19 protein-coding genes, 1 pseudogene and 2 riboswitches are annotated in these 25832 nt (G+C 75.3%); of the genes and pseudogenes, 10 read left to right on the forward strand and 10 right to left on the reverse strand.

Annotation, left to right across the window (positions count from 1 at the left end):
• Positions 1-201 precede the first annotated feature (201 nt).
• The 4 genes from ACSU53_RS02870 to ACSU53_RS02885 all read left to right on the forward strand — a co-directional run bounded on the left by ACSU53_RS02870 (position 202) and on the right by ACSU53_RS02885 (position 4382).
• A complete protein-coding gene (locus tag ACSU53_RS02870; RefSeq protein ID WP_437024576.1) occupies positions 202-1020 on the forward strand; it encodes a tetratricopeptide repeat protein in 819 nt (272 codons plus the stop codon).
• Between the two features lie 127 nt (positions 1021-1147).
• Positions 1148-1307, forward strand: a riboswitch (cobalamin riboswitch).
• Positions 1308-1354: 47 nt separating this feature from the next.
• Positions 1355-2449, forward strand: coding sequence for an ABC transporter substrate-binding protein (locus ACSU53_RS02875; protein ID WP_437032990.1), 1095 nt, complete (start codon positions 1355-1357; stop codon positions 2447-2449).
• Positions 2450-2505: 56 nt separating this feature from the next.
• Positions 2506-3543, forward strand: coding sequence for a FecCD family ABC transporter permease (locus ACSU53_RS02880; RefSeq protein ID WP_437032992.1), 1038 nt, complete (start codon positions 2506-2508; stop codon positions 3541-3543).
• The gene (locus tag ACSU53_RS02885) at positions 3540-4382 is read left to right on the forward strand and encodes an ABC transporter ATP-binding protein (RefSeq protein WP_437024577.1); all 843 of its coding nucleotides are present in this window, start codon (positions 3540-3542) and stop codon (positions 4380-4382) included. The genes ACSU53_RS02880 and ACSU53_RS02885 overlap by 4 nt, the downstream gene beginning before the upstream one ends.
• Before the next feature lie 143 nt (positions 4383-4525).
• Here ACSU53_RS02885 and cobN read toward each other — a convergent pair whose 3' ends face one another.
• Positions 4526-8158 (reverse strand): cobaltochelatase subunit CobN, encoded by a 3633-nt coding sequence (gene cobN / locus ACSU53_RS02890; protein ID WP_437024578.1) that lies wholly within the window; start codon positions 8156-8158, stop codon positions 4526-4528.
• 51 nt (positions 8159-8209) lie between these two features.
• Positions 8210-8285, reverse strand: a riboswitch (cobalamin riboswitch).
• Positions 8286-8386: 101 nt separating this feature from the next.
• Between cobN and cobG the strand changes: the two genes are divergently transcribed.
• The 3 genes from cobG to ACSU53_RS02905 are packed head-to-tail and all read left to right on the forward strand — an operon-like array spanning position 8387 to position 11855.
• The gene (gene cobG, locus ACSU53_RS02895; RefSeq protein WP_437024579.1) at positions 8387-9694 is read left to right on the forward strand and encodes a precorrin-3B synthase; all 1308 of its coding nucleotides are present in this window, start codon (positions 8387-8389) and stop codon (positions 9692-9694) included.
• Entirely contained in the window at positions 9691-10362 is a 672-nt protein-coding gene (locus tag ACSU53_RS02900; protein WP_203592099.1) for a precorrin-8X methylmutase, read from the forward strand. Before cobG ends, ACSU53_RS02900 begins: the two co-directional genes overlap by 4 nt.
• The gene (locus ACSU53_RS02905) at positions 10359-11855 is read left to right on the forward strand and encodes a precorrin-2 C(20)-methyltransferase (RefSeq protein ID WP_437024580.1); all 1497 of its coding nucleotides are present in this window, start codon (positions 10359-10361) and stop codon (positions 11853-11855) included. The genes ACSU53_RS02900 and ACSU53_RS02905 overlap by 4 nt, the downstream gene beginning before the upstream one ends.
• A gap of 16 nt (positions 11856-11871) precedes the next feature.
• Here ACSU53_RS02905 and ACSU53_RS02910 read toward each other — a convergent pair whose 3' ends face one another.
• The gene (locus ACSU53_RS02910) at positions 11872-12669 is read right to left on the reverse strand and encodes a cobalt-precorrin-6A reductase (RefSeq protein ID WP_437024581.1); all 798 of its coding nucleotides are present in this window, start codon (positions 12667-12669) and stop codon (positions 11872-11874) included.
• A gap of 42 nt (positions 12670-12711) precedes the next feature.
• Between ACSU53_RS02910 and ACSU53_RS02915 the strand changes: the two genes are divergently transcribed.
• Complete coding sequence (locus ACSU53_RS02915; protein ID WP_437024582.1) at positions 12712-13830, forward strand: cobalt-precorrin-5B (C(1))-methyltransferase; 1119 nt, start codon at positions 12712-12714, stop codon at positions 13828-13830.
• Between the two features lie 32 nt (positions 13831-13862).
• Here the strand turns inward: ACSU53_RS02915 and ACSU53_RS02920 are convergent.
• The 8 genes and pseudogenes from ACSU53_RS02920 to ACSU53_RS02955 all read right to left on the reverse strand — a co-directional run.
• Positions 13863-14183 (reverse strand): annotated as a pseudogene (locus ACSU53_RS02920) (glyoxalase superfamily protein); the annotation flags it as partial.
• Positions 14173-14922, reverse strand: a complete 750-nt coding sequence (gene cobM, locus ACSU53_RS02925) for a precorrin-4 C(11)-methyltransferase (RefSeq protein ID WP_164336564.1) — start codon at positions 14920-14922, stop codon at positions 14173-14175. The pseudogene ACSU53_RS02920 and the gene cobM, both read right to left, overlap by 11 nt.
• On the reverse strand, positions 14919-16205 hold the full coding sequence (gene cbiE, locus ACSU53_RS02930) for a precorrin-6y C5,15-methyltransferase (decarboxylating) subunit CbiE (RefSeq protein WP_437024583.1): 1287 nt from the start codon (positions 16203-16205) through the stop codon (positions 14919-14921). Before cbiE ends, cobM begins: the two co-directional genes overlap by 4 nt.
• 106 nt (positions 16206-16311) lie before the next feature.
• Entirely contained in the window at positions 16312-17079 is a 768-nt protein-coding gene (gene narI, locus ACSU53_RS02935; RefSeq protein WP_437024584.1) for a respiratory nitrate reductase subunit gamma, read from the reverse strand.
• Complete coding sequence (gene narJ, locus ACSU53_RS02940; protein WP_437024585.1) at positions 17076-17738, reverse strand: nitrate reductase molybdenum cofactor assembly chaperone; 663 nt, start codon at positions 17736-17738, stop codon at positions 17076-17078. Before narJ ends, narI begins: the two co-directional genes overlap by 4 nt.
• Positions 17735-19432 carry a nitrate reductase subunit beta gene (gene narH / locus ACSU53_RS02945; protein ID WP_437024586.1) on the reverse strand — a complete coding sequence of 566 codons (1698 nt, stop codon included), beginning with the start codon at positions 19430-19432 and terminating at the stop codon, positions 17735-17737. Before narH ends, narJ begins: the two co-directional genes overlap by 4 nt.
• A complete protein-coding gene (locus ACSU53_RS02950; protein WP_437032994.1) occupies positions 19432-23124 on the reverse strand; it encodes a nitrate reductase subunit alpha in 3693 nt (1230 codons plus the stop codon). Before ACSU53_RS02950 ends, narH begins: the two co-directional genes overlap by 1 nt.
• Before the next feature lie 246 nt (positions 23125-23370).
• Positions 23371-23847: a hemerythrin domain-containing protein gene (locus tag ACSU53_RS02955; RefSeq protein WP_437024587.1), complete on the reverse strand. Its 477-nt coding sequence runs from the start codon at positions 23845-23847 to the stop codon at positions 23371-23373.
• Between the two features lie 440 nt (positions 23848-24287).
• Between ACSU53_RS02955 and ACSU53_RS02960 the strand changes: the two genes are divergently transcribed.
• Both ACSU53_RS02960 and ACSU53_RS02965 read left to right on the forward strand, forming a co-directional pair.
• On the forward strand, positions 24288-24710 hold the full coding sequence (locus tag ACSU53_RS02960; RefSeq protein WP_437024588.1) for a pyridoxamine 5'-phosphate oxidase family protein: 423 nt from the start codon (positions 24288-24290) through the stop codon (positions 24708-24710).
• A gap of 474 nt (positions 24711-25184) precedes the next feature.
• The gene (locus ACSU53_RS02965) at positions 25185-25829 is read left to right on the forward strand and encodes a CBS domain-containing protein (RefSeq protein WP_437024589.1); all 645 of its coding nucleotides are present in this window, start codon (positions 25185-25187) and stop codon (positions 25827-25829) included.
• The last annotated feature ends 3 nt before the right edge of the window (positions 25830-25832 follow it).

The raw sequence follows: 25832 nt of genomic DNA on the forward strand, positions 1-25832 counted from the left end.
GCAGCGGGCGCGGGACGGCCCCTGCGGGGGCGGCCGGTGACGCCCCCGGTGACCGCTCCCGGTTCGCGCCCCGCCGCGGTCCGGTCCCGTGCACCGAGCGGCCGCTGCGGGCCCGGGGCCGGCCGCGGCCGCTCGGTGCACGGGGCGGCCCGGGGGTGCGCATCGGACGGGCCGTCACACGGACCCGTATGCTCGCCCGCCATGAGGTTCTTCCGAGCACGACGCCGAAGCGACGCCGAGAAGATGACGGGCACGCCCGTTGCCGAGGCCAAGGCCCTGTACGAGGCCGGGCGTTACGCCGAGGCGGAGGCCGGGGCGCGGGCCGTGGCCCGGGCGCGCGACGACGAGTACGCGGCCGTGGCGCTGAACCTCGCCGCCCTGGCGGCGGGCGCGCAGGGCAGGCACGCCGAGGCGCTCGCCACCTACGACGAGGCGCTGGCCGCGTTCCGCCGGTTCTTCGGAGCCGACCACTGGCTGACCCTGAAGCTGCGCTCGGACCGCGCCCAGCAGATGACCTCCCTCGGCCGGCACGCCGAGTGCGAGGCGGAATGCGCGGCGGTCGTGGAGGCCGCCGGGCGGGGCACGGAGCCGGAGATGACGCGCCTGGCCGCCGCCGCCCGCAACGGGCTGGTCTTCGCCCTGAACGCGCAGGGACGGCACCAGGAGGCCGAGGCGGTCGCCGTCGAGGCCCTGGCCGCCCATCGGGAACGTGACCGGCAGGCACTGGTGCTGCGCCTCAATCTGGCGCGCAGCCTCAACGGCCAGGCCCGCCACGACGACGCCCTCCGCGAGGCGCGGACCGCCGACACGCTGTACCGCGCCCTGCCCGGCCACCTGTGCCTCCCGGACACCGGCGCCGTGGACCTGGTCGTCGCCGACGCCCTGCTGGGGCTGGGCCGTGCCGCCGATGCCCGGCAGCGGGCCGCAGCCGCGCACGACGCCTGCCTGGCCTCCTTCGGACCCGACCACCGCCGCACCCGGGAGGCCCGCGCGCTGCTGGAACGGATCGACGGCACGTGAGGCCCGGCACAGGCCCGGCGCGGGGCCGATTCGGAGCGCAGCACGCGCGGCCCGCTGCTCCTGCTGTCCCGCAGTGCCGCCCCCGTCGTCGTCGCCGAGGGCGGGAGCTCCCCGGGAGCCAGTAGGATCAACGGGTCATCGCCGCGACGGGAGACAGGAAGCCGGTGCGAATCCGGCACGGTCCCGCCACTGTGACCGGGGAGTGCACCCCTGCTGCATGCCACTGCGCGCCGCGCGGGAAGGCGAGGGGGAACAGCGATCCGGGAGTCAGGACACTGGCCTGTCGCGGGCCCGTCCCGAGGAGCGCGGACTCCAGGAGGCTCACGTGTCCCCCTTGTTCCCCCCTGCCCGCACACAGCGCAGGCACCACCCCGGCCGGCCGCACCGTCCCCGCCGGCCGCACCCCCCGCACCGCTCACGCACGGCACCCCGTTCCCCCCGCACCCGGGCCGCGGTCGCCCTCGTCCTCTCGGCGGTGCTGCTGAGCGCCGGCTGCGGTACCTCCGGCAGCGGCTCCGGCCGTGACGCGAAGGCCGGCGCGCCGGCGCCGGAAGGGTTCCCGGTCACCGTCGACAACTGCGGTGTGACCACGACGTACGAGCGGCCCCCGGAGCGCGTCGTGACCATCCACCAGCACCCGGCGGAGCTGATGCTCTCCCTCGGTCTGGGGGACCGCATGGTCGGCACCGCCTTCCCCGACTCCGCGGTCCTGCCGGAGCTGAAGGCGGACTTCGAGGCGATCCCTGAACTGGCCGAGCGGGAACCGTCCTTCGAGAAGGTGCTCGACGTGGAGCCCGACCTCGTCTACGGCGGGTACGGCAGCGCCTTCGACGAGAAGCAGGGGCGCAGCCGGGAGGCGTTCGCGGCCGCCGGGATCGACACCCACCTCAACCGCGAGTACTGCGGGAAGAAGCGGGTGACGATGCGGGACACCTACGACGAGATCCGCACCGTCGGCCGGATCTTCGGGGTGTCCGAGCGGGCGGACGCGCTGGTCGCCGACCTGCGGAGCCGGGTCGGGAAGGCGGTGAAGGCCGTCGGGGGCGAGCGGCGGGTGCCGGTGTTCGTCTACGACAGCGGGGACAAGGCGCCGTTCACCGCGGGCGGCAAGAGCCTGGGCACGGAGCTGATCCGGCTGGCGGGCGGGGAGAACGTGTTCGCCGACCTCGACGACGTCTTCGGTGACGTGTCCTGGGAGCAGGTCGTCGAGCGCCGCCCCGAGGTGATCGCCGTGTACGACTACGCGGGGGCCGGGAGCGTCGAGGAGAAGAAGCGGTTCCTGCTGGCGCAGCCCGCCCTGAAGGACGTACCGGCGATCCGGAACAAGCGGTTCGTCGTGCTGCCGTTGACCGCCACGCTGGTCGGCGTCCGGTCGGCGCACGCGGTGGGCGACCTGGCGCGCGGGCTGCATCCCGAGAGCTTCCGGTGAGCGGCGCCGGCACCCTGGTGAGTGCTGCGCCGGGGAAGACCTCCGGCCCGCAGCGCGTGCGCCCCGGGCTGGTGCTGCTCGTCCTCGCCGTCCTGCTCGTGGCGTCCGCGACGGCCGGGCTGGCGATCGGGTCGGTACGCGTCCCGCCCGGGCAGGTGTGGGGCATCGTCACCCACGCGTGGGGCGTGGAGTGGACGGAGCCCGGCTGGTCCCGGGCGCGCGAGACGATCGTGCTGGACGTGCGGGCGCCGCGGGTGCTGCTCGGCGCGGTGACCGGTGCCGGGCTGGCCGTCGTCGGTACCGCGCTGCAGGCCCTGCTGCGCAACCCGCTCGCCGAGCCGTATCTGCTGGGCGTCTCCTCCGGGGCGTCGCTGGGCGCGGTCTCGGTGATCGTGTTCGGGGTGAGCGTGTTCGGGCCGGTGTCGTTGCCGGCCGCCGCCTTCACGGGGGCGATGGGGGCGCTGCTGGTCGTGTACGCCACCGCCCGGGCGGGCGGCAGGATCACGTCGGCCCGGCTGGTCCTGGCCGGCGTGGCGGTCGCGGCGGTGCTCACGGCGGTGCTGGACCTGCTGCTGCTCTCCACGGACCGGGGCAACGAGGCCCGCGCGGTCCTCGCCTGGACGCTCGGCGGTCTCGGCGGGGTCGGCTGGGACGCGCTGTGGCTGCCCGGGCTGGGGCTGGCGGTGGGCATCGGTGTCCTGCTGGCGCAGGCCCGCAACCTGAACCTGCTGCTGGCCGGCGAGGAGGCGGCGACCACCCTGGGGCTGGACGTGGCCCGTTTCCGGGCCCGCCTGTTCGTCCTGGTCTCCCTGGTCACCGGGATCCTGGTGGCGGCGGCCGGTCCGATCGGTTTCGTCGGCCTGATGATGCCGCACATCGTGCGGCTGTTCGTGGGCTCCGACCACCGCCGGGTGCTGCCGACGGCCGCGCTCGGCGGGGCGGTGTTCCTGACCTGGGCGGACATCGGCGCGCGCGTCGTGGCGGCGCCCAGGGAGATTCCCGTCGGTGTGCTGACGGCGCTGTGCGGGGGGCCGTTCTTCCTGTGGCTGATGCGCCGCGACGCCCGGCGCGGCGCGGAGGGGGGTCCGGCGTGAGGGCTCACACCGGCAGCGGTGGGCTGTCCGGCCGGCCCGCCGTCGGTCTGTCCGTCGAGGACGTGTCCCTCTCGGCGGGGGCGCGGCGCCTGGTGCGGGACGTGTCCCTGTCCGCCCGCGCGGGCGAGACCATCGGGCTGGTCGGGCCGAACGGCAGTGGCAAGTCGACCCTGTTGCGCGCCGTGTACCGGGTGCTGCGCCCGGACACGGGCCGGGTGCGGGTGGACGGCGGTGACGCCTGGGCGGTGCCGGTGCGGCAACTGGCGCGGACCGTCGCGGCGGTGGTGCAGGACGGCGGCGCGGACTTCGCGCTGACGGTGCGTGAGGTCGTCGCGATGGGCCGCACCCCGCACAAGCGGTTCCTCGACGGGGACACCGCGGAGGACGCCGCGCTGATCGGCGACGCCCTCGCCGCGGTCGACGCGGCGCACCTGGCGGACCGCTCCTTCGACCGGCTGTCCGGCGGTGAGCGGCAGCGGGTGCTCATCGCTCGTGCGCTCGCCCAGCGGCCCGCCCTGCTCGTCCTGGACGAACCCACCAACCACCTGGACGTCCGGCACCAGTTGGGCATCCTGAGCGTCCTGCGCCGGCTGTCCCCGACGGTGCTGCTCGCGCTGCACGACCTGAACCTGGCCGCGTACTTCTGCGACCGGCTGTACGTGCTGCACGACGGCGCGGTGGCCGCCGCCGGTACGCCCGCGGAGGTCCTCACCCCCCGGCTGCTGGCCGAGGTGTACGGGGTCGCGGCGGACGTCGGCGCGCACCCGGAGACGGGGGCGCCGCACGTGACGTTCCTGCCGGGGCGGACGGCCGCCGGGGCCGCCGCGGAGCACCGCTGATCCGGGCCCGCCCGCGAGGGCCCGCCCGTGAGGGGCCACCCGTGAGGGGCCACCCGTGAGGGGCCGCCCGTGAGGGGCCGCCGGGCGGACCGGCAGCCCGGTCCGCCCGGCACCGGCCCTCGCGAGCGGCCCGGGCGGGCGGTTCAGTCCTCGCCCTCCAGGTCGCCCTCCGTCTCCAGGAACACCTGCCGCAGCTGTTCGAGCACCGCGGGGTCCGGCTTCTCCCACATGCCGCGCGACTCGGCCTCCAGCAGGCGTTCGGCGATGCCGTGCAGCGCCCACGGGTTGGCCTGCTGGAGGAACTCGCGGTTGGCGGGGTCCAGGACGTAGGTCTCGGTGAGCTTGTCGTACATCCAGTCGGCGAGGACGCCGGTGGTGGCGTCGTAGCCGAAGAGGTAGTCGACGGTGGCGGCGAGTTCGAAGGCGCCCTTGTAGCCGTGGCGGCGCATCGCCTCGATCCACTTGGGGTTGACGACCCGGGCGCGGAAGACGCGGGAGGTCTCCTCGACGAGGGTGCGGGTGCGGACCGTCTCGGGGCGGGTGGAGTCGCCGATGTACGCCTCGGGGGCGGTGCCGCGCAGCGCGCGGACGGTGGCGACCATGCCGCCGTGGTACTGGAAGTAGTCGTCGGAGTCGGCGATGTCGTGTTCGCGGGTGTCGGTGTTCTTGGCGGCGACGGCGATCCGCCGGTAGGCGGCCTCCATCTCGTCCCGGGCGGGCCGGCCGTCGAGTTCGCGGCCGTAGGCGTAGCCGCCCCACACGGTGTAGACCTCGGCGAGGTCGGCGTCGGTGCGCCAGTCGCGGGAGTCGATGAGCTGGAGCAGTCCGGCGCCGTAGGTGCCGGGGCGGGAGCCGAAGATGCGGGTGGTGGCGCGGCGTTCGTCGCCGTGGGCGGCCAGGTCCTGCTGGACGTGCGCGCGGACGTGGTTGACGTGGGCGGGTTCGTCCAGTCCGGCCGCGAGGCGGACCGCGTCGTCGAGGAGGCCGACGGCGTGCGGGAAGGCGTCGCGGAAGAAGCCGGAGATGCGCAGGGTGACGTCGATGCGGGGCCGGCCCAGCTCCTCGTGGGGGATGGCTTCGAGGCCGGTGACGCGGCGGGACGCCTCGTCCCAGACGGGGCGGACGCCGAGCAGGGCGAGCGCCTCGGCGACGTCGTCGCCGGCGGTGCGCATGGCGCTGGTGCCCCACAGGGACAGGCCGACGGAGGTGGGCCAGTCGCCGTGGTCGGCGCGGTAGCGCTGAAGGAGACTGTCGGCGAGGGCCTGGCCGGTCTCCCAGGCGAGCCGGGAGGGGACGGCCTTGGGGTCGACGGAGTAGAAGTTGCGGCCGGTCGGCAGCACGTTGACCAGGCCGCGCAGCGGCGACCCGGAGGGGCCCGCCGGGACGAAGCCGCCGTTCAGGGCGTGCACGGCGTGGTCGAGTTCGGCGGTGGTGGCGGCGAGGCGGGGCACGACCTCGCGGGCGGCGAACTCCAGGATCGCGGCGACCTGTTCACCGCGGTCGGAGGGGACGGCCGCGGGGTCCCAGCCGGCGTCCTCCATCGCCTGGACCAGGGCCCGGGCCTCCTCCTCGGCGGCGTCGGCGGTGGTGCGGGTGGCGGCGGACTCGTCGAGGCCGAGGGCTTCGCGCAGGCCGGGCAGGGCGGTGGTGCCGCCCCAGATCTGGCGGGCGCGCAGCACGGCCAGCACGAGGTTGACGCGGTCGGCGCCGTCCGGCGGGGTGCCGAGGACGTGCAGTCCGTCGCGGATCTGGGCGTCCTTGACCTCGCACAGCCAGCCGTCGACGTGCAGCAGGAAGTCGTCGAAGCCGTCGTCGTCGGGGCGGTCGTCGAGGCCGAGGTCGTGGTCGAGGCGGGCGGCCTGGATGAGGGTCCAGATCTGGGCGCGGATCGCGGGCAGCTTGGCCGGGTCCATGGCCGCGATCTGGGCGTGTTCGTCGAGGAGTTGCTCCAGCCGGGCGATGTCGCCGTAGGAGTCGGCGCGGGCCATCGGCGGGACGAGGTGGTCGACGAGGGTGGCGTGGACGCGGCGCTTGGCCTGGGTGCCCTCGCCGGGGTCGTTGACGAGGAACGGGTAGATCAGGGGGAGGTCGCCGAGGGCGGCGTCGGGGCCGCAGGCGGCGGACAGGCCGGCGTTCTTGCCGGGCAGCCACTCCAGGTTGCCGTGCTTGCCGAGGTGGATCATCGCGTCGGCGCCGAAGCCGCCGTCGTCGGCGGGGGCGGCGATCCAGCGGTAGGCGGCCAGGTAATGGTGGGAGGGCGGCAGGTCGGGGTCGTGGTAGATCGCGATGGGGTTCTCGCCGAAGCCGCGCGGGGGCTGGATGAGGATCAGCAGGTTGCCGAAGCGCAGGGCGGCCAGGACGATGTCGCCCTCCGGGTCGCGGCTGCGGTCGACGAACATCTCGCCCGGCGGCGGGCCCCAGTGCCGTTCGACGGCGGTGCGCAGTTCCTCGGGCAGGGTGGCGTACCAGCGGCGGTAGTCGGCGGCCGGGATGCGCACCGGGTTGCGGGCGAGCTGGTCCTCGGTGAGCCATTCCTGGTCGTGGCCGCCGGCCTCGATGAGGGCGCGGATGAGTTCGTCGCCGTCGCCGGAGGCCAGGCCGGGCACGTCGGCGCCGTCGCCGAAGTCGTAGCCCTCCTCGCGCAGTCGGCGCAGCAGGGCGACCGCGCTGGCGGGGGTGTCCAGGCCGACGGCGTTGCCGATGCGGGAGTGCTTGGTCGGGTAGGCGGACAGCACCAGGGCGAGGCGCTTGCGGGCGGCGGGGATGTGCCGCAGGCGGGCGTGGCGCACGGCGATGCCGGCGACGCGGGCGGCGCGTTCGGGGTCGGCGACGTAGGCGGGCAGGCCGTCGGCGTCGATCTCCTTGAAGGAGAACGGCACGGTGATCAGGCGGCCGTCGAACTCGGGCACGGCGATCTGGCTGGCCGCGTCCAGCGGGGAGACGCCCTCGTCGTTGTCCTCCCAGGCGGTGCGGGAGCCGGTCAGGCACAGCGCCTGGAGGATGGGCACGTCCAGGGCGGCGAGGGCGCCCGCGTCCCAGGACTCGTCGTCGCCGCCCGCGGAGGCTTCCGCGGGCCGCGTGCCGCCGGCCGCGAGGACGGTGGTGACGATCGCGTCCGCGGCCCCGAGCGCGTCGATCAGCTCGGGTTCGGGGGCGCGCAGCGAGGCCACGTACAGCGGCAGGGCGCGTCCGCCCGCGTCCTCGATGGCCGAGCACAGCGCGTCGACGAAGGCGGTGTTGCCGCTCATGTGGTGGGCGCGGTAGTAGAGCACCGCGACGAGCGGGCCCTCGCCGCGGGACACGCGGTCCAGCGGGCCCCAGGTGGGGGCGGGCGCGGGCGGGTCGAAGCCGTGGCCGGTGAGCAGCACCGTGTCGGACAGGAAGCGGGCGAGCTGTTCCAGGTTGGCGGGGCCGCCGTGGGCGAGGTAGGCGTGGGCCTCGGCGGCGATGCCGACGGGGACGGTGGAGGCGGCCATCAGCTGGGCGTCGGGGGCCTGTTCGCCGGTGAGGACGACGACGGGGCGGCCGTCGGCGAGCAGCAGGTCCAGGCCCTCCTGCCAGGCGCGCAGGCCGCCGAGCAGGCGGACGACGACGAGGGAGACGCCGTCGAGGAGGGCGGGCAGGTCGTCGAGCGGGAGCCGGGCGGGGTTGGCGAACCGGTAGGGCACGGGGCCGTCGGCCGCGCGGGCACTGAGCAGGTCGGTGTCGGAGGTCGACAGCAGCAGGACGTGGGGCTGCCCGGCGTGCTGGGGGTGGTCCCCGGACGAGAACGGCATGCGTCGTCTGGCCTTCCTCGGGGTCCGCGCCCCGGGCGGTGTAGACGGCGGGAGTTCCTGGCTCACCCGGCCTCAGTGGCCGGATTCACAGTGGCGGGACCGCGCCGGGTTCGCACCGGGCTTCCTCCCCTGTCGCCGTCGTGGCGGTGGCGGATCGGATGATCCGCCGAGGAGCATAGTAGGCCCCCGGCGAGGGCGGCAGGGCGTGCACCCGGTGTGATGGTGGGTATGCTCGCCGCCATGTCCACGGCACCCCACCCCTCGTCGTCCCAGGCCACAGCGGTCTCCCGGGACGGCGGCGACGCCTGCCCGGGTGCGTTGAGACTGCACGCGGCGGACGACGGGGCGCTCGCCCGGGTCCGGATCCCGGGCGGTGTGCTCACCGTGCGGCAGGCGACGTCGCTCGGTGACGCGGCCCGGCGGCTGGGCGACGGCGAACTGCATCTGACCTCACGGGGCAACGTCCAGCTGCGGGGCCTGCGCCCCGCGTGCGGGGCGGAGCTCGCCGGACTGCTGGAGCCTGCCGGGCTGTTGCCGTCACCGGCGCACGAACGGGTGCGGAACGTCGTCGCGTCCCCGCTGTCCGGCCTGGACGGGCACGGCGTGCGGGACGTCCGGCCGTGGCTGACGGCCCTGGACGCGGCGCTGTGCGCGAGTACGGCGGCGGTGACCCTGTCGGGGCGCTTCCTGTTCGCGCTGGACGACGGGCGCGGGGACGTCGCCGCGCTCGGCGCCGACGTGACCGTGCGGGCGACGGCCGGCGGCGCCGCGCTGCTCACCCTGGGCGGGGCGCGGGAGGCGCTGCGGGTGTCCGGCGAGGACGCGCCGCGGGCCGCCCTGCTGGCGGCGGAGGTCTTCCTGGAGATCTCCCGGGCCTCCGGCTCGGGAGCCTGGCGGGTGGACGAACTGCCCGTACCGGTGGCCGAGTTGACGGCGGCGGTGGAACGCGCGCTGACGCGGGCGGGCGTCGGCTGCGCCCCGGCGGCGCGGGACACCGGCGAGGCGGAGGGACCGGCCCCCGGGCCCGTCGGTTCCGCCCTGTGCGTGCACGCGCCGTTCGGCCGGTTCACCGCCGGCCAGTGGCGGGAGCTGACGCGGGCCGCCGCCGCGTTCCCGCCCGGCGAGCTGCGGCTGACGCCGTGGCGCGGCGTCGTCGTCCCCGCCCCGGACGCGGAGCCGGACCGGGCGGCGAGCGTGCTCGCCCGGCTCGCCGCGGCCGGGCTGGTCACCGACGCCGGCTCGCCCTGGCCGCGGGTCGGTGCCTGTACCGGCCGCCCCGGCTGCGCCACGTCCCGTGCGGACGTGCGGGCGGACGCGGCCCGGGCGCTCACCGCGGCCGGCCGGACCCCGCTGCCGGTGTACTGGTCGGGCTGCGAGCGGCGCTGCGGGCACCCGCGCGGCGACCACGTCGACGTGGTGGCCGCGCCCGGGGGCGGCTACCGCGTCACCACCGCCGTGCGGGGCCGGGACCCGCGCGGCACCCTGCTGGACGACCCCTCGGGCTTCGCCGCCGCCCTGGCGAGGACCCTTCCATGAGCCGTACGACGACCGAGAGCAGCGAGAACGACACCGTGACCACGTACGCCTACGAGAAGGACGGCGCGGCGATCTACCGCGAGTCCTTCGCCACCATTCGCGCGGAGGCCGACCTCGCGGCCCTGCCCGCCGACGTCAGCCGGGTCGCGGTCCGGATGATCCACGCCTGCGGCATGGTCGACCTGGTCCGCGACCTCTCCTTCAGCCCTCAGGTGGTGGCCCGCGCCCGGCAGGCGCTGCGCGCCGGGGCGCCCGTCCTGTGCGATGTGCAGATGGTCGCCAGCGGCGTCACCCGCAAGCGGCTGCCGGCCGGCAACGAGGTGCTGTGCACCCTGTCCGACCCGGCCGTGCCGGAGCTCGCTGCCCGGCTGGGCACCACGCGCAGCGCCGCCGCCCTGGAACTGTGGCGGGACCGGCTGGAGGGCTCCGTGGTGGCCGTCGGCAACGCGCCGACCGCGCTGTTCCGGCTGCTGGAGATGATCGACGAGGGCGCGCCGAGGCCGGCCGCGGTCATCGGTGTGCCGGTCGGTTTCGTCGGCGCGGCCGAGTCCAAGGACGCCCTGGCCGCCCACCCGTCGGGCCTGGAGCACCTGGTGGTGCGGGGCCGGCGCGGCGGCAGCGCCATCGCGGCGGCCGCGCTCAACGCGATCGCGAGCGAGGAAGAGTGAGCGGCAAGCTGTACGGGGTCGGGCTGGGGCCCGGCGACCCGTCCCTGATGACCGTGCGGGCCGTCGAGGTCATCGCCGAGGCCGACGTCGTCGCCTACCACAGTGCCCGGCACGGCCGGTCCATCGCCCGCTCGATCGCGGCCCGCCACCTGCGCGCCGACCACATCGAGGAGCGCCTGGTCTACCCGGTGACCACGGAGACCACCGACCACCCGGGCGGCTACCAGGGCGCCATGGACGACTTCTACGCCGAGGCGTCGGCCCGGCTCGCCGCCCACCTGGACGCGGGCCGCACGGTCGCCGTCCTCGCGGAGGGCGACCCGCTCTTCTACGGCTCCTACATGCACATGCACAAGCGGCTCGCGGACCGCTACGACACCGAGGTCATCCCCGGGGTCACCTCGGTGTCCGCCGCCGCGGCCCGCCTCGGCGCGCCGCTCGCCGAGGGCGAGGAGGTGCTCACCGTCCTGCCGGGCACGCTGCCCGAGGAGGAGCTGACCGCGCGGCTGGCCGCGACCGACGTGGCCGTGGTGATGAAGCTGGGCCGCACCTTCCCCAAGGTGCGGCGGGCCCTGGAGGATGCGGGGCGGCTCGCCGAGGCGCGGTACGTGGAGCGGGCCACCATGGACGGGGAGCGTCTCGCCCCGCTCGCCGACGTCGACGCCGGGTCCGTGCCGTACTTCTCGGTGGCCGTGCTGCCCAGCCGGGCCGGCGCGGAGCGCCCCGGGGAACGGCCCGCTGCGGCCGGCGAGGTGGTCGTGGTGGGGACGGGCCCGGCCGGTCCGTCGTGGCTGACGCCCGAGACGCGCGGCGCCCTCGCCGCCGCCGACGACCTCGTCGGCTACACCACGTACCTGGACCGGGTCCCCGTCCGCCCCGGCCAGCGCCGGCACGGCTCGGACAACCGGGTGGAGGCCGAACGCGCCGAGTTCGCCCTCCAACTCGCCCAGCGGGGACGCCGGGTGGCCGTGGTGTCGGGCGGTGACCCGGGGGTGTTCGCCATGGCGACGGCGGTCCTGGAGGTGGCCTCCGCGCCGGAGTACGCGGACGTCCCGGTGCGGGTGCTGCCGGGGGTGACCGCCGCCAACGCGGCCGCCGCCCGGGCCGGCGCCCCGCTCGGCCACGACTACGCCGCGATCTCCCTGTCCGACCGGCTCAAGCCGTGGGAGGTCATCGCGGAACGGCTCGGCGCGGCCGCGTCGGCGGACCTGGTGCTGGCGCTGTACAACCCCGGGTCGCGCAGCCGCACCTGGCAGGTCGGCAAGGCGCGGGAACTGCTGCTGGAGCACCGGGCGCCGGACACGCCGGTCGTGGTCGCCCGGGACGTGGGCGGGCCCGGTGAGCGGGTCCGGATCGTCCGGCTGGCCGATCTGGACCCGGCCGAGGTCGACATGCGCACGATCCTGCTGGTGGGCTCCTCCCGGACCCGGGTCGTGCGGCGCGGGGACGGCGAAGAGGTCGTCTGGACGCCTCGCAGTTACCCGGAGGCGTGAGCCCAGCGCCGTCCGGTCAGGCCCCGCCCCCGGCGGGTGGGGCCCCGGCGGCCTGCCCGGCCCGCCGGGCGGCGCATGCCTCGCCGACCCACCGGGCCGCCTCCTCCGGGCCGGGCACCACCGGCACCCCGGCGGGGGCGGCGGGTCTGCGGACCACCACCACCGGCAGGCCCGCCTCCCGGGCGGCCGTCAGCTTCGGGGCGGTGGCCGCTCCCCCGCTGTCCTTGGTGACGACCACGTCGATCCGGTGCCGCCGCAGCACCTCCCGCTCGCCGTCCAGGGTGAACGGGCCGCGGTCCAGCAGCGTCTCCATGCGCGCCGGGTGCGGGGCGGCGGGCGGGTCCACGGAACGGACGAGGAACCACAGGCCGTCCAGGTCCGCGAAGGCGGCCAGGCCCATGCGGCCGGTGGTGAGGAACACCCGCCGGCCGAGCCGGGGCAGCAGCCGGGCCGCGTCCCGCAGGGAGGCCGCCTCGTGCCAGGTGTCGCCCTCGGCGGGTGTCCAGCCGGGCCGCCGCAGGGCCAGGAGAGGAACATGGGCGGTGGCGGCGGCCCGCGCCGCGTTGAAGCTGATGGTGCCGGCGAAAGGGTGGGTGGCGTCGATGAGCAGGTCCACCGCGTGCTCCCGGAGCCAGGCGGCGAGCCCGTCGGCGCCGCCGAAGCCGCCGACGCGCACCTCGCCGGGCGGCAGCCGGGGTGCCGCCACCCGTCCGGCCAGGGAGGTCGTCACCCGTAGGCCGGGCGTGGGGGCGTCCGCCAGCAGTTCGGCGAGACGGCGGGCCTCGGTGGTGCCGCCCAGGATCAGCAGGTGCACGGCAGGTTCGTCCTTTCTCGGTTCCCGTCGGGAGAACGCGTCATGAGCAGCGAGGCCAGGGGCGGCCGCAGCGCCCAACTCAAGCACACCGGTCTGCGGCCCGGCTGGACCACCGGCGCCTGCGCGACCGCCGCGACGACGGCCGCGTACACCGCGCTGCTGACCGGGGACTTCCCCGACCCGGTGACGATCACGCTGCCCCGGGGGCAGACCCCGTCGTTCGCGCTGGCGGCGGAGGAGCTGACCGGCGACCGGGCGATGGCGGGCATCGTGAAGGACGCGGGCGACGATCCCGACGTCACGCACGGGGCGCTGGTGCGGGCGACGGTGCGCGTCCTGCCCGCCGGGCGGGGAGTGGTGTTCCGGGCGGGGCCGGGGGTGGGCACCGTGACCCGGCCGGGCCTGCCGCTGGAGGTGGGTGAACCGGCGGTGAACCCCGTGCCGCGGCAGATGATGCGTGAGCACGTCGCCGAGGTCGCCGCGCGCCACGGCGGCACCGGGGACGTCGAGATCACGCTGTCCGTCGACCACGGCGAGGAGATCGCCCGGTCCACCTGGAACCCCCGGCTGGGCATCCTGGGCGGGCTGTCGATCCTCGGTACGACGGGCATCGTGGTGCCGTACTCGTGTTCGGCGTGGATCGACTCGATCCGGCGCGGGGTGGACGTGGCCCGGGCGGCCGGCCGCACGCATGTCGCCGGGTGCACCGGCTCCACGTCCGAGAAGACGGTGGTCGCCGAGTACGGGCTGCCCGAGGACGCCCTGCTCGACATGGGCGACTTCGCGGGCGCGGTGCTGAAGTACGTCCGGCGCCACCCGGTGGACCGCCTGACGGTGTGCGGCGGCTTCGCCAAGCTGTCCAAGCTGGCCGCGGGGCACCTGGACCTGCATTCGGCGCGCTCCCAGGTCGACAAGGGCTTCCTCGCCGGTCTGGCCCGGCGCGGCGGCGCCGGCGAGGCGCTGGCCGCCGAGGTGGCGGACGCCAACACGGGGCTGGCCGCGCTCCAGCTCTGCCGGGCGGCCGGGGTGCCGCTGGGCGACCTGGTCGCGACGGCCGCCCGGGACCAGGCGCTGGCGGTGCTGCGCGGGGCACCGGTCGCGGTGGACGTGATCTGCATCGACCGGGCGGGAAACGTGGTGGGCCGCAGCACGGTGGCCTGAGCCGGCGGCGGCCGGGTTCGGTCGTCGAGGGGGCCCACCCGCAGGCGGTTGCCGTCGGGGTCCCGGAGTTCCGCCTCGGGCCCCCACGGCTGGTCCCGCAGCTCGGCACCGAACTCGGCGGCCACCGCGCGGGGATCGGCGAGCCGGAGGTACACCAGTCCGTCCGGCGGGGCGTCGCCCTCGTGCTCCGACAGGTGCAGGCGGACCGGGCCGCGGGCCAGTTCCGCGTAGCGGGGGAAGCCGGGCCCGAACCGGTGCTCCCAGCGCGCGCCGAAGCCGAGCCGGGCGTACCAGGGCAGCGAGGTGTCCATGTCCCGCACCCGCAGGACCGGGACGGCCCGTTCAGCAGACATGCCGGTCACGGTCCGGGGAGTACAGGTGGCTGTCGCGGAACTGCTCGGCGCCCAGGGTGCGGCCGACCATGATGACGGCCGTCCGCAGCACGCCCGCCTCCTTCACCTTCCCGGCGATCTCGTCGAGCGTCCCGCGCAGCACCAGTTCCTCGGGCCGGGAGGCGTGGGCGACCACGGCGCTGGGGCAGTCCGGGCCGTAGTGCGGGAGCAGTTCGGCGACCACGCGGTCGACGTACCGGGCGGCCAGGTGGAGCACGATCAGGGCGCCGCTGCGGCCGAGGGTGGCGAGGTCCTCCCCCTCGGGCATGGGGGTGGCCTGCTGGGCGACGCGGGTGAGGATGACGGTCTGCCCGACCGTCGGCACGGTCAGTTCGCGCTTCAGGGCGGCGGCCGCCGCGGCGAAGGCGGGCACGCCCGGGACGACCTCGTAGGGCACTCCGGCCGCGTCGAGGCGGCGCATCTGCTCGGCGACGGCGCTGAAGACGGACGGGTCGCCCGAGTGGAGCCGGGCCACGTCGTGGCCCTCCTCGTGCGCACGGACCAGTTCGCCCGTGATCTCGTCCAGGGTGAGCCGGGCGGTGTCCACCAGCCGGGCGCCGGGCGGGCATTCGGCGAGGAGTTCGCCGGGCACCAGGCTGCCCGCGTAGAGGCAGACCCGGCAGGCGGCCAGGGTGCGGGCGCCGCGCAGGGTGATGAGGTCGGCGGCGCCGGGTCCGGCGCCGATGAAGTACACGGTCATGCGTCTGCTCCTGGTCCTGCCGCGTCGGGGCCGGTCGGTCCGGACGTCTTCTCCACGGCCCACTGGGTGACCGGCATCGCCTGCCGCCATCCGGTGAAGCCCCCCACGGGCACGGCGTGCGCGACGGACAGGCGCACCAGTTCGCCGCCGAGACGGCGGCGGGCGTCGGCCAGCAGCGCCTCGGACTCCAGGGTCACGGTGTTGGCGACCAGTCGCCCGCCCTCGGGGAGCGCGTTCCAGCAGGCGTCGAGGAGCCCCGGGGCGGTGAGGCCGCCGCCGATGAACACCGCGTCAGGGGAAGGGAGTTGCGCGAGGGCGGCGGGCGCGGAGCCGGTCACCACGTCGAGGGCCGGCACGCCGAGCCGGTCGGCGTTGCGGGCGATGCGCGCGGCGCGGACGGGGTCGCGTTCGACGGTGACCGCGCGGCACGCGGGGTGGGTGCGCATCCACTCGACGGCGATGGACCCGGAACCGCCCCCCACGTCCCACAGCAGTTCCCCGGGGGCGGGGGCGAGGGCGGCGAGGGTGGCGGCGCGGACGTGCCGTTTGGTGAGCTGGCCGTCGTGTTCGTAGGCCGCGTCGGGGAGTCCGGGGACGGCGCCGAGGCGCGGGGTGCCGGGGGCGCGCCGGCAGTCGACGGCGACGACGTTGAGCGGGTCGCCGGGCTTCTCCCGGCCGGGCCAGTCGTCGGCGGCCGTCCAGCCGGTGGTGCGTTCGCGGGGGCCGCCGAGCTGCTCCAGGACGCGCATCCGGCTCGGTCCGAAGCCGCGGTCGCGCAGCAGGGCGGCGACGTCGGCGGGCGTGGTGGCGTCGGCGCTGAGCACGAGCAGGCGCCGCCGGTCGTGCAGGGCGGCGGCGAGGCGGGCGGTGGGGCGGCCGACGAGGGTGACGACGTGGGTGTCCTCCACCGGCCAGGCGAGGCGGGCGCAGGCGAGGGTGACGGAGGAGGGGTGCGGCAGGACGTGGACGGCGCCGGGTCCGAGGAGGTCGGTGAGGGTGCGTCCGATTCCGTGAAACATGGGGTCGCCGCTGGCGAGGACGGCGATGCGGCGGCCGGCGTGCGCGTCGAGCAGGCCGGGGACGGCGGGCCGCAGCGGTGACGGCCAGGGGACCCGCTCGGCGCGGCACTCGGGGGGCAGCAGCGCGAGTTGGCGCGGGCCGCCGATCACGGTCTCGGCGTCGAGGAGTGCGGCCTGTGCGGCGGGCGGCAGTCCCTGCCAGCCGTCGGCGCCGATCCCGACGACGGTCACCGGGGCGGTCGGGGCGGGTCGGGCGGGCGTCACGTGCGGGTTCCTCGGGGTCCGGAGGGCATCGGATAGGCACTCTACGGGGTGGCCGGCCGCCCGCCGCCGGCCGGGTCGGGGCCCGCTCGGCGCCGTCCGGTGCCGGTCAGCCGGTGCGTTCCCACCCGCGGTGCGGGGGCCGGGTGCCGAGGCGTTCGTCGCGGCTGCGGTAGACGATGTAGGGGCGGGTGAGGTAGCCGAGGGGGGCGGTGAGCATGTGGACGAGGCGGGTGAAGGGCCAGAACGCGAACAGCAGCAGGGCGCTGAGGGCGTGCAGCTGGAACAGGAGGGGGGTGCCGGTCATCAGGTCGGGGTCCGGCTGGAGGTAGAACACGGAGCGGAACCAGGGGGAGATGGTCTCGCGGTAGTTGTAGCCGCCGCCGACGACGTTCGCGACCACGGTGGCGGCCAGGCCCAGTCCGATGGTCACGGCCAGCGACAGGTACATCGCCTTGTCGTTGACGGTGGTGGCGGAGAAGACGGGGCCGACGGTGCGGCGCCGGTAGATCAGGATGATCATGCCGCCGACGGTGGCGACCCCGGCGGCCACGCCGAGGACGACCGCGAGGACGTGGTAGGTGTGCTCGCTGATGCCGGCGGCCTCGGTCCAGCTCTCCGGGACGAGCAGCCCGCCGATGTGGCCCAGCAGGACCAGCAGGATGCCGAAGTGGAACAGGGGGCTGCCGATGCGCAGCAGCCGCCGCTCGTAGAGCTGGGAGGAGCGGGTGGTCCAGCCGAACTTGTCGTAGCGGTAGCGCCAGACGTGGCCGAGGACGAACACGGCGAGGCTGACGTACGGCAGGACGACCCACAGCAGGATGCCGCCGGTGCCGGACTCGACGGCCAGGGGCAGCGGGTGGGCGGGAGCGGTCATCGGGGGCCTCCGGCCGGCGGGACGGGCGGGAACTGCGGCGGTGCGTAGGGGTCGAGGCCGACCTGTTCCTCGGGCGGGCCCTCGGCGGCCAGGCGGGCGACGGCCTCGCGTTCGTCCCCGGCGAGGGCGGGCAGGGTGGCCGAGACGGAGGCCAGGACGCCGACCCAGGGCGAGCCGGCGTCGCGCAGGGAGAGACGCAGCAGCTCGCAGCCGGCGCGGTGCTCGGTGAGCAGGCGGTGTCCGGCGGCCGGTTCGGCGCCCGCGAACTCCAGGACGACGGCGAGGTGGTCGGGCAGTTCGTCGTCGCCGAGCCGCCAGCCGGCCCGGGCGTAGGTCTGCTTCAGGCGCACCAGGGCGAGGCCGCGTTTCCGGGTGTCGCCGTGCGCGTAGTACGTCAGGTAGGGGCTGCAGCGTCGGCGGTGGTCGAAGGTGTCGACGTAGGCCTCCGCGAGGGCGGCGGGGCCCGTGCGGTCCGCGTGGGCGGTGAAGTCCAGCAGCGGGTGGGCGACGTCGCGGGGCAGGGTCGCGGCGGCGCGGCGGGCCAGGTCGAGCCGGGCGGGGAAGTCGTCGTCGGGGTAGGCGAGGAGGAGGGACTGGGCCTGCCAGGCGACGGGGTGCCAGGGGCGGGTGCGGGTGGCGGGACGGATGCGTCTCCTCATGGCCTGGGGTCCACCTCGCCTTCGCCGCCGGGGGCGTCGTCCGGTCCGGGCCGGGGCGGGAACATGCCCGGTGGGGCGCTTCTGCCGTCCCAGTTCAGGAGGTTGACGCGGGTCTCCTTGTCGGTGGGTGCGGCCGGGCTGTCGGAGGTCTGGCGGTCACGCAGCGCCCGGTAGTTCTCCACGGCGATGGGGGCGGCGCCGCCGGACGTCTCGCCGAAGGGGCCGGAGCCGCCCATGCCGGGGCCGCCCTCGTAGTCGAGGCTGCACTCGGTGGCCAGTTCCTCGAGACTGTGGGCCTGTTCGGCGTGGGCGGCCGGGATGACGTACCGCTCGTCGTACTTGGCGAGGGCGAGCAACCGGTACATGTCGTACATCTGCTCCTCGCCCATGCCGACGGACTCCGGGACGGAGGCGTCGGGTTCGCGGCCGAGGTTGATGTCGCGCATGTAGGAGCGCATGGCGGCCAGCCGGCGCAGCACGGCGTCGACGGGGGCGGGGTCGCCGGCGGTGAACAGCTGGGCCAGGTAGTCGACGGGGATGCGCAGGGCGTCCACGGCGGCGAAGAGGGTGCGGTGGTCCTCCGCGTCCCGGCCGGTGTCACGGACCGCGTCGACGACCGGGGACAGCGGCGGGATGTACCAGACCATGGGCAGGGTGCGGTACTCCGGGTGCAGCGGCAGGGCCACCCGGTAGGTGTTGATCAGGGCGTGGACCGGCGAGCGCTGGGCGGCCTCGACCCAGTCGTGCGGGATGCCGGAGCGTTCGGCGGCGGCGACCACGCGCGGGTCGTGGGGGTCGAGGAAGACCTGCCGCTGCGCCTCGTAGAGGTCGGTGTCCTCGGGCGTGGAGGCGGCTTCGAGCACGCGGTCGGCGTCGTAGAGGACGAGGCCGATGTAGCGCAGGCGGCCGACGCAGGTCTCGGAGCAGACGGTGGGCAGGCCGACCTCGACGCGGGGGAAGCAGAAGGTGCACTTCTCGGCCTTGCCGGTGCGGTGGTTGAAGTAGACCTTCTTGTACGGGCAGCCGGTGACGCACATCCGCCAGCCGCGGCAGCGGTCCTGGTCGACGAGGACGATGCCGTCCTCCTCGCGCTTGTAGATCGCGCCGGAGGGGCAGGAGGCCGCGCAGGAGGGGTTGAGGCAGTGCTCGCAGATGCGCGGCAGGTAGAACATGAAGGTCTGCTCGAATTCCAGCTTGATCTTCTCGGAGACCTGGCCGAGCAGCACGTCCTTGTCGCCGTGGCGGTCCGAACCGCCGAGGTTGTCGTCCCAGTTCGCCGACCAGGTGATCTTCAGGTCCTTGCCGGTGATGAGGGACTTGGGGCGGGCGACCGGGGTGTGTTCCTGCAGGGGGGCGTTGATGAGGGTCTCGTAGTCGTAGGTCCAGGGTTCGTAGTAGTCGTCCAGGGACGGCAGGACGGGGTTGGAGAAGATGGTGATCAGCTTCTTGAACCGGCCGCCGGCCTTGAGGGCGAGCCGTCCGCGCTTGTTCAGTTCCCAGCCGCCGCGCCAGGTGTCCTGGTCCTCGTAGCGGCGGGGGTAGCCCTGGCCGGGCCGGGTCTCGACGTTGTTGAACCAGACGTACTCGACGCCGGTGCGGTTGGTCCACGCCTGTTTGCAGGTGACCGAACAGGTGTGGCAGCCGATGCACTTGTCGAGGTTCATCACCATCGCCATCTGGGCCATCACGCGCATCAGTACGTCACCTCCTGGTTGCCGCGGCGGCGGATGACGGTGACCTCGTCGCGCTGGTTGCCGGTCGGGCCGAGGTAGTTGAAGGCGTAGGAGAGCTGGGCGTAGCCGCCGATGAGGTGGCTGGGTTTGATCAGCAGCCGGGTCAGCGAGTTGTGGATGCCGCCGCGCCGGCCGGTGGTCTCGGTGCGGGGCACGTCGATGAGCCGGTCCTGGGCGTGGTGCATGTAGACGGTGCCCTCGGGCATGCGGTGCGAGACGACGGCGCGGGCGGCGACGACGCCGTTGCGGTTGACGGCCTCCACCCAGTCGTTGTCCCGCACGCCGACCTTGGCCGCGTCCAGGGTGCTCATCCAGATGACGGGCCCGCCCCGGGAGAGGGACAGCATGAACAGGTTGTCCTGGTACTCGGAGTGGATGGACCACTTGTTGTGCGGGGTGAGGTAGCGCACGGTCACCCCGAGTTCGCCGACCTCTCCGAGCCGGGGTTCGCCGAACAGCGCGTCCATGTTCAACGGGGGCCGGTAGACCGGGAGTTGTTCGCCGAGGGCGCTCATCCAGTCGTGGTCGAGGTAGAAGTGCTGGCGGCCGGTCAGGGTGTGCCAGGGCTTGAGCCGCTCGACGTTGACGGTGAACGGCGAGTAGCGGCGCCCGCCGGACTCCGAACCGGACCACTCGGGGGAGGTGATCACGGGCACCGGTGCGGCCTGGGTGTCGGCGAAGGTGATCCGCTTGCCCTCGTGCTCGGCGGCCAGGTCGGCGAGCGGCCGGCCGGTGCGCGCCTCCAGGGTGCGGAAACCCTGCGTGGCCAGATGCCCGTTGGTGGTGCCGGACAGGGCGAGGATCGCCTCGCAGGCCTGGGCGTCGCGGGCGATGCTGGGCCGCCCGTCGGCCGCCCCGCCGCGCACGGTGCCGTTCTTGTGCCGCAGGTACTCCAGCTCCGGGCCGACCGTGAAGGTGACGCCCTTGGTGGTGGCGCCGAGGGTGTCCAGGAGCGGGCCGAGGGCCTCCATCCGGTCGGCGACGGCGCCGTAGTCGCGTTCGACGGTGACCAGCTTCGGCAGGGTGCGGCCGGGCACCGGTTCGCACTCCCCCGCCCGCCAGTCACGCACCCTGCCGTGCGGGGTGGCCAGTTCGTCGGGGGTGTCGTGCAGCAGCGGGGCGGCGACCACGTCCTTGCGCACCCCGAGGTGAACGGCGGCCTGGCGGCTGAACTCCCGCGCGAGGGTGCGGAAGGTGTCCCAGTCGGTGCGGGTCTGCCAGGGCGGGGCGATGGCCGGGTTGAAGGCGTGCACGAAGGGGTGCATGTCGGTGCTGGACAGGTCGTGCTTCTCGTACCAGGTCGCCGCGGGCAGCACCACGTCGGAGAAGACGGTGGTGCTGGTCATCCGGAAGTCCAGGGTGAGCAGTAGGTCCAGCTTGCCCTCGGGGGCCTCCTCCCGCCAGCGCACGTCGCGGGGCCGGGCCCCGGGCGGTGCCTCGGTGGCGCGCACCGAGGAGTCGGTGCCCAGCAGGTGCTTGAGGAAGTACTCGTTGCCCTTGGCGGAGGAGCCCAGGAGGTTGGCCCGCCACACGGTGAGCACCCGCGGGAAGTTCTCCGGCGCGTCGGGGTCCTCGCCCGCGAACCCCAGCCGTCCCGCCTTGAGTTCGGCCACCACGTGGTCGGCCGGGCTGCGGCCCGCCGCGTCCGCCTCGTCGGCCAGGTCGAGCGGGTTGCGGTCGAAGGTCGGGTAGGACGGCATCCAGCCGAGCCGCGCGGACTGCGCGATGACGTCCGCCGTGCTCCGGTCGGCGAACGGGCCGCCCGCGCCGCCCGCGCCCCGGGCCGCGAGGGTGTCCGCGGAGAACGGGTCGTAGCGGTACTGGTCGCTGTGCAGGTACCAGTAGGCGGTCTGGATCATCTGCCGGGCGGGCCGGTTCCAGTCCGCTGCGGTCGCGATCGCCGAGTAGCCGGTGATCGGGCGGACCTTCTCCTGCCCGACGTAGTGCGCCCAGCCGCCGCCGTTCACGCCCTGGCAGCCGGTCAGCGTGGTGAGGGTGAGGAAGGCCCGGTAGATGGTGTCGGAGTGGAACCAGTGGTTGGTGCCCGCCCCCATGATGATCATCGAACGGCCGCGGGACTCCTCGGCGTTGGCCGCGAACTCCCGGGCGATGCGGGCGGCGCGGCCCGCGTCGACACCGGTGACGGCCTGCTGCCAGGCGGGCGTGTACGGCTCGTCCGGGTCGTCGTAGCCGGTGGGCCAGGTGCCGGGCAGGCCCGGCCGCGCCACCCCGTACTGGGCGAGGAGCAGGTCGTAGACGGTGGTCACCAGACGCCCGCCGATCCGGCGCGCCGGGACACCGCGCAGCAGCCGGCCGGCACCGCCGCCGGGGGCGTCGAAGCGGGGCAGTTCCACGACGACGGGGGTCGCGCCGTCGCCGTCGGCGGACAGCAGCGGGTCGGTGTCGCCGAGGTCGAGGTTCCACCGGCCGGCCCCGGACTCGGCGAAGCGGTCACCGAGGGTGCCGCCGGGCACCACCGGCCGCCCGTCGGCCGCGTCCAGCAACACCGTGCGGAACGCGGCGTGTTCGGCCTCGGCGTGCTCGCCGCCGAGGTCGGCCGCGGTGAGGAACTTGCCGGGGGCCAGGACACCGGGCTCGTCCTCCCGCTCGTCCAGGGTGATCAGGAACGGCAGGTCCGTGTAGCGTTTGACGTAGTCGGTGAAGTACGGGGTGTCCCGCTCGACGAAGAACTCCTTCAGGACGACGTGGCCCATCGCCATGGCCAGGGCGCCGTCGGTGCCGGGCTGGGCGGAGAGCCACTCGTCGGCGAACTTCACGTTGTCCGCGTAGTCCGGGGAGACCGCGACGACCTTCTGGCCGCGGTAGCGGGCCTCCGCCATCCAGTGGGCGTCCGGGGTCCGTGTCACCGGCACGTTGGAGCCCCACATGATCAGGTAGCCGGCGTCCCACCAGTCGCCGGACTCCGGCACGTCGGTCTGGTCGCCGAACACCTGCGGGGAGGCGACGGGCAGATCGGCGTACCAGTCGTAGAAGGAGAGCATGACCCCGCCGAGCAGGGAGTAGAAGCGGGCCCCGGCCGCGTGGGAGACCATCGACATCGCGGGGATCGGGGAGAACCCGGCGAGCCGGTCGGGGCCCCAGCGCCGGATGGTGTGCACATGGGCGGCGGCGACCAGTTCCGCGGCCTCCGCCCAACTCGCCCGCACCAGGCCGCCCTTGCCCCGGGCCCGTTTGTAGCGGCGGGCGCGTTCCGGGTCGGAGACGACGTCCTCCCAGGCGGCCACCGGGTCGCCGAGCCGTGCCTTGGCCTCCCGGTACATCTCCAGCAGGACGCCCCGCACGTAGGGATAGCGCACCCGGGTCGGCGAGTACGTGTACCAGGAGAAGGCGGCGCCGCGCGGGCAGCCGCGCGGCTCGTACTCGGGCCGGTCGGGGCCGACGGAGGGGTAGTCGGTCTGCTGCGCCTCCCAGGTGATGATGCCGTCCTTGACGTACACCTTCCAGGAGCAGGAGCCGGTGCAGTTCACACCGTGGGTGGAGCGCACCACCTTGTCGTGGGACCACCGGTCCCGGTAGAACTCGTCGGCCTCGCGGCCGCCCTTGCGGTGCAGGGTGCGCAGGTCCGGGGAGACCTGCGCCCGGGTGAAGAACCGGCGCGAGCGGACCAGCGCCCGGGTCAGCTCGCCGTCCAGACCCGCACGGGTCCGCCCGGCATTCCGGCTCCGCTCGGGATTCGTCTCCGTACTCACCGCGGCACTCCGCTCCCGGGCGCACCGCCCGTGGTCTGGTGTTCGGTCCGGCAGCCCGACTCTATGACCGCCCTCCGTCCTGAGGCCGACCACCACGCCCGGCACGGCCGGTGATTCGCGCGCCGGGACCCCGGCGGTCCGTGGCGGCCGGGGGCGGGCGGGCACGCCCCGTCGCGGGACACCGGGCGGTCAGCCGGCCGACCGGGCCGGGGCGCCGCCCGCCCTGGCCCGCTCGGCCTCGACGGCCTCCCACTCCTCGGTGCCGAGGAGGGCCAGGGCGGCCGGGAAGACCCCGTCCTGTTCCTTGAGGATGTGGTCGCGGAGCAGGTCCACGGCCTCCATCAGCCGGCCGGGCCAGGAGGGGTCGGCGGGGACGGTGCCGTCGGCCGCCTCGGCCAGGACGGCGTCGATCCGGCGGTGTTCAGCCTCCAGGACCGCGATCCGGTCGGGGAAGGCGGCGGCGAGGGCGGGGAACAGGCCGCGTTCCTCGACCTGCGTGTGCGGACCGAGCACCGCGGCGATCCGGCGGGCGGTCCGTGCCATCCGGGCCGTGTCGCCCGCCCGGTACGCGGGGCGCACGTGGCTGATGAGACGGACCACTTCGTCGTGCTCGCGGGTCAGCTCGGCGATCGACGTCAGGGACTGGCAGCCGCAGTACTCGCACATCGCGCACCTCCCGAGGTGGTCGGCGTCCGGGTCCGGCACCGTCCGGCCGGGGTGCCCGGCCGCGGTGTCCGTGAGCAGTCTCCCGGCCGGGGCCCGTGCGCAGAGGGGGCCGAAGGTCCCGGACGTGACGCGGAACGGCCCCCGGGGCGGGTGCGCGGGGTGCAGCGGAGCGACGGGGCCGGTGCTGCCGTGGCGGGATGGCGGTCCGCCGGTTCCGGCCGGGCGGGGGCCGGCAGGGACGCGAGGGAGCCGGAATGCGGCGGCGGCGTCGCCGGCGGTGGCGGACGGCGGCCGCCGGGCGGTGGCCGGCGCCGGTGGCCGGCAGCGGCACCCGGGGGCGGGGCACGGCGCGACGCGGCACGGCGGGGCGGGGCGGGGCGAGGGGGAACGGGGCCGGTCGGCCCTAGTCGCGGCGGGGGCCCGGCGGCGACCATGGGCAGATGTTCCAGAACGATGTCTTCCGTGCCCTCGGACGGCAGGAGTGCCTGCGCCTGCTGGCCGGAGCGCCGGTCGGGCGGGTGGTCTACACCCGGCACGCCCTGCCGGCCGTGCTCCCGGTCAACTTCTCCCTGGACGCCGACTCCTCCGTCATCCTGTGCACCTCCGCCTCCTCGGACCTGGTGCGCGCCATCGACGGGGTGGTCGTGGCGTTCGAGGCGGACGAGTTCCACGCGGAGACGCGGTCGGGCTGGAGCGTCGTCGTCACCGGCCGGGCGGCCGTGGTGACCGATCCCGCCGAGCGGGACCGGCTGGCGCTGCTGGGCCACACCTCGTGGATGCCGATGCTGGACGGGGTCTACGTGCGGATCGCACCGGAGATGGTCACCGGCCGGGAGCTGAACGCGTCGGCCGCCGCGCTGTGAACCCCGGCCGCGCGGGGGCGCCCCCGGGGGCTCATGCCCCCACGGCCGGTGGGCGCCCGGCGGTCCCCGCCCCTCTCCGGTCGCCCGCGTCCCGCGGGTGACCTGAGGGGCAGATCTCCCGGGGGACACTCCCTTCACCCAGGTCTCCCTGAATTCCCCCTTCACTCCGTGTCGAACACGTCCGTACGGGAGGCGCTCCTGTCACCGGGGTCCCCCGCCGGGCGGAGGCCGTCCGGCGGCCCCGAGGTCCCCGGCCGGGGACCGACCGGCCCTTCCCCTCCGACCGGCCTCTCACTCACGGTGGTCGTGGGGCCCGCACCGGCCGCAGGGTCCGTCCCGCGGACGGCGTGCGGTCCGCGCCCGGCCTTCCCGGCCCCGGGCGCCGGCACCTGACCCGGGCACCGGCACCGGTTGCGGCGGTAGGGTCCGGTGATCCGCCCGGCAGACCGGGGCGACGCAGCCCGAGGAGGCACCATGCACGCCACCCCGTACACCGTGAGCGACGTGATGACGCGGTCCGTCGCCTCCGTCGGCCGTGACGCCGCCTTCAAGGAAATCGTCCGCACCCTGCAGGAACGGCGGGTCAGCGCCCTGCCCGTGGTGACGGGCGAGGGGAGGGTGGCGGGGATCGTGTCCGAGGCGGACCTGCTGCCGAAGGAGGAGTTCCGGGACAGCGACCCCGACCGGCACACCCAGCTGCGCCGTCTGCCCGACCTGGCCAAGGCGGGCGCGCTGACGGCCGGGGAGCTGATGAGCGCGCCGGCCGTCACCGTCGGCGCCGACGCCACCCTCGCGCGGGCCGCGCGGATCATGGCGCGGACCGGGGTGAAACGGCTGCCGGTCGTGGACGGCGCGGGAGTGCTGTGCGGCATCGTGAGCCGTGCCGACCTGCTGAAGGTGTTCCTGCGGGACGACGAGGAGATCGCGGCGGAGGTGCGCCGGGACGTGCTGCCCCACCTGTTCCGCGAGGACGCCGGGGACTCGGTGCGGGTGACGGTGCGGGAGGGGGTCGTGACCCTCGGCGGGCGGATCCGGGACACGTCCCTGGTCCCGGTGGCCGCCCGGCTGACCCGGGCCGTCGAAGGCGTCGTGGACGTGCGGTTCGACCTGTCGGACTGAGAA

This window comes from Streptomyces sp. enrichment culture (assembly GCF_964273255.1).
In the GTDB taxonomy this organism is placed as follows: domain Bacteria; phylum Actinomycetota; class Actinomycetes; order Streptomycetales; family Streptomycetaceae; genus Streptomyces.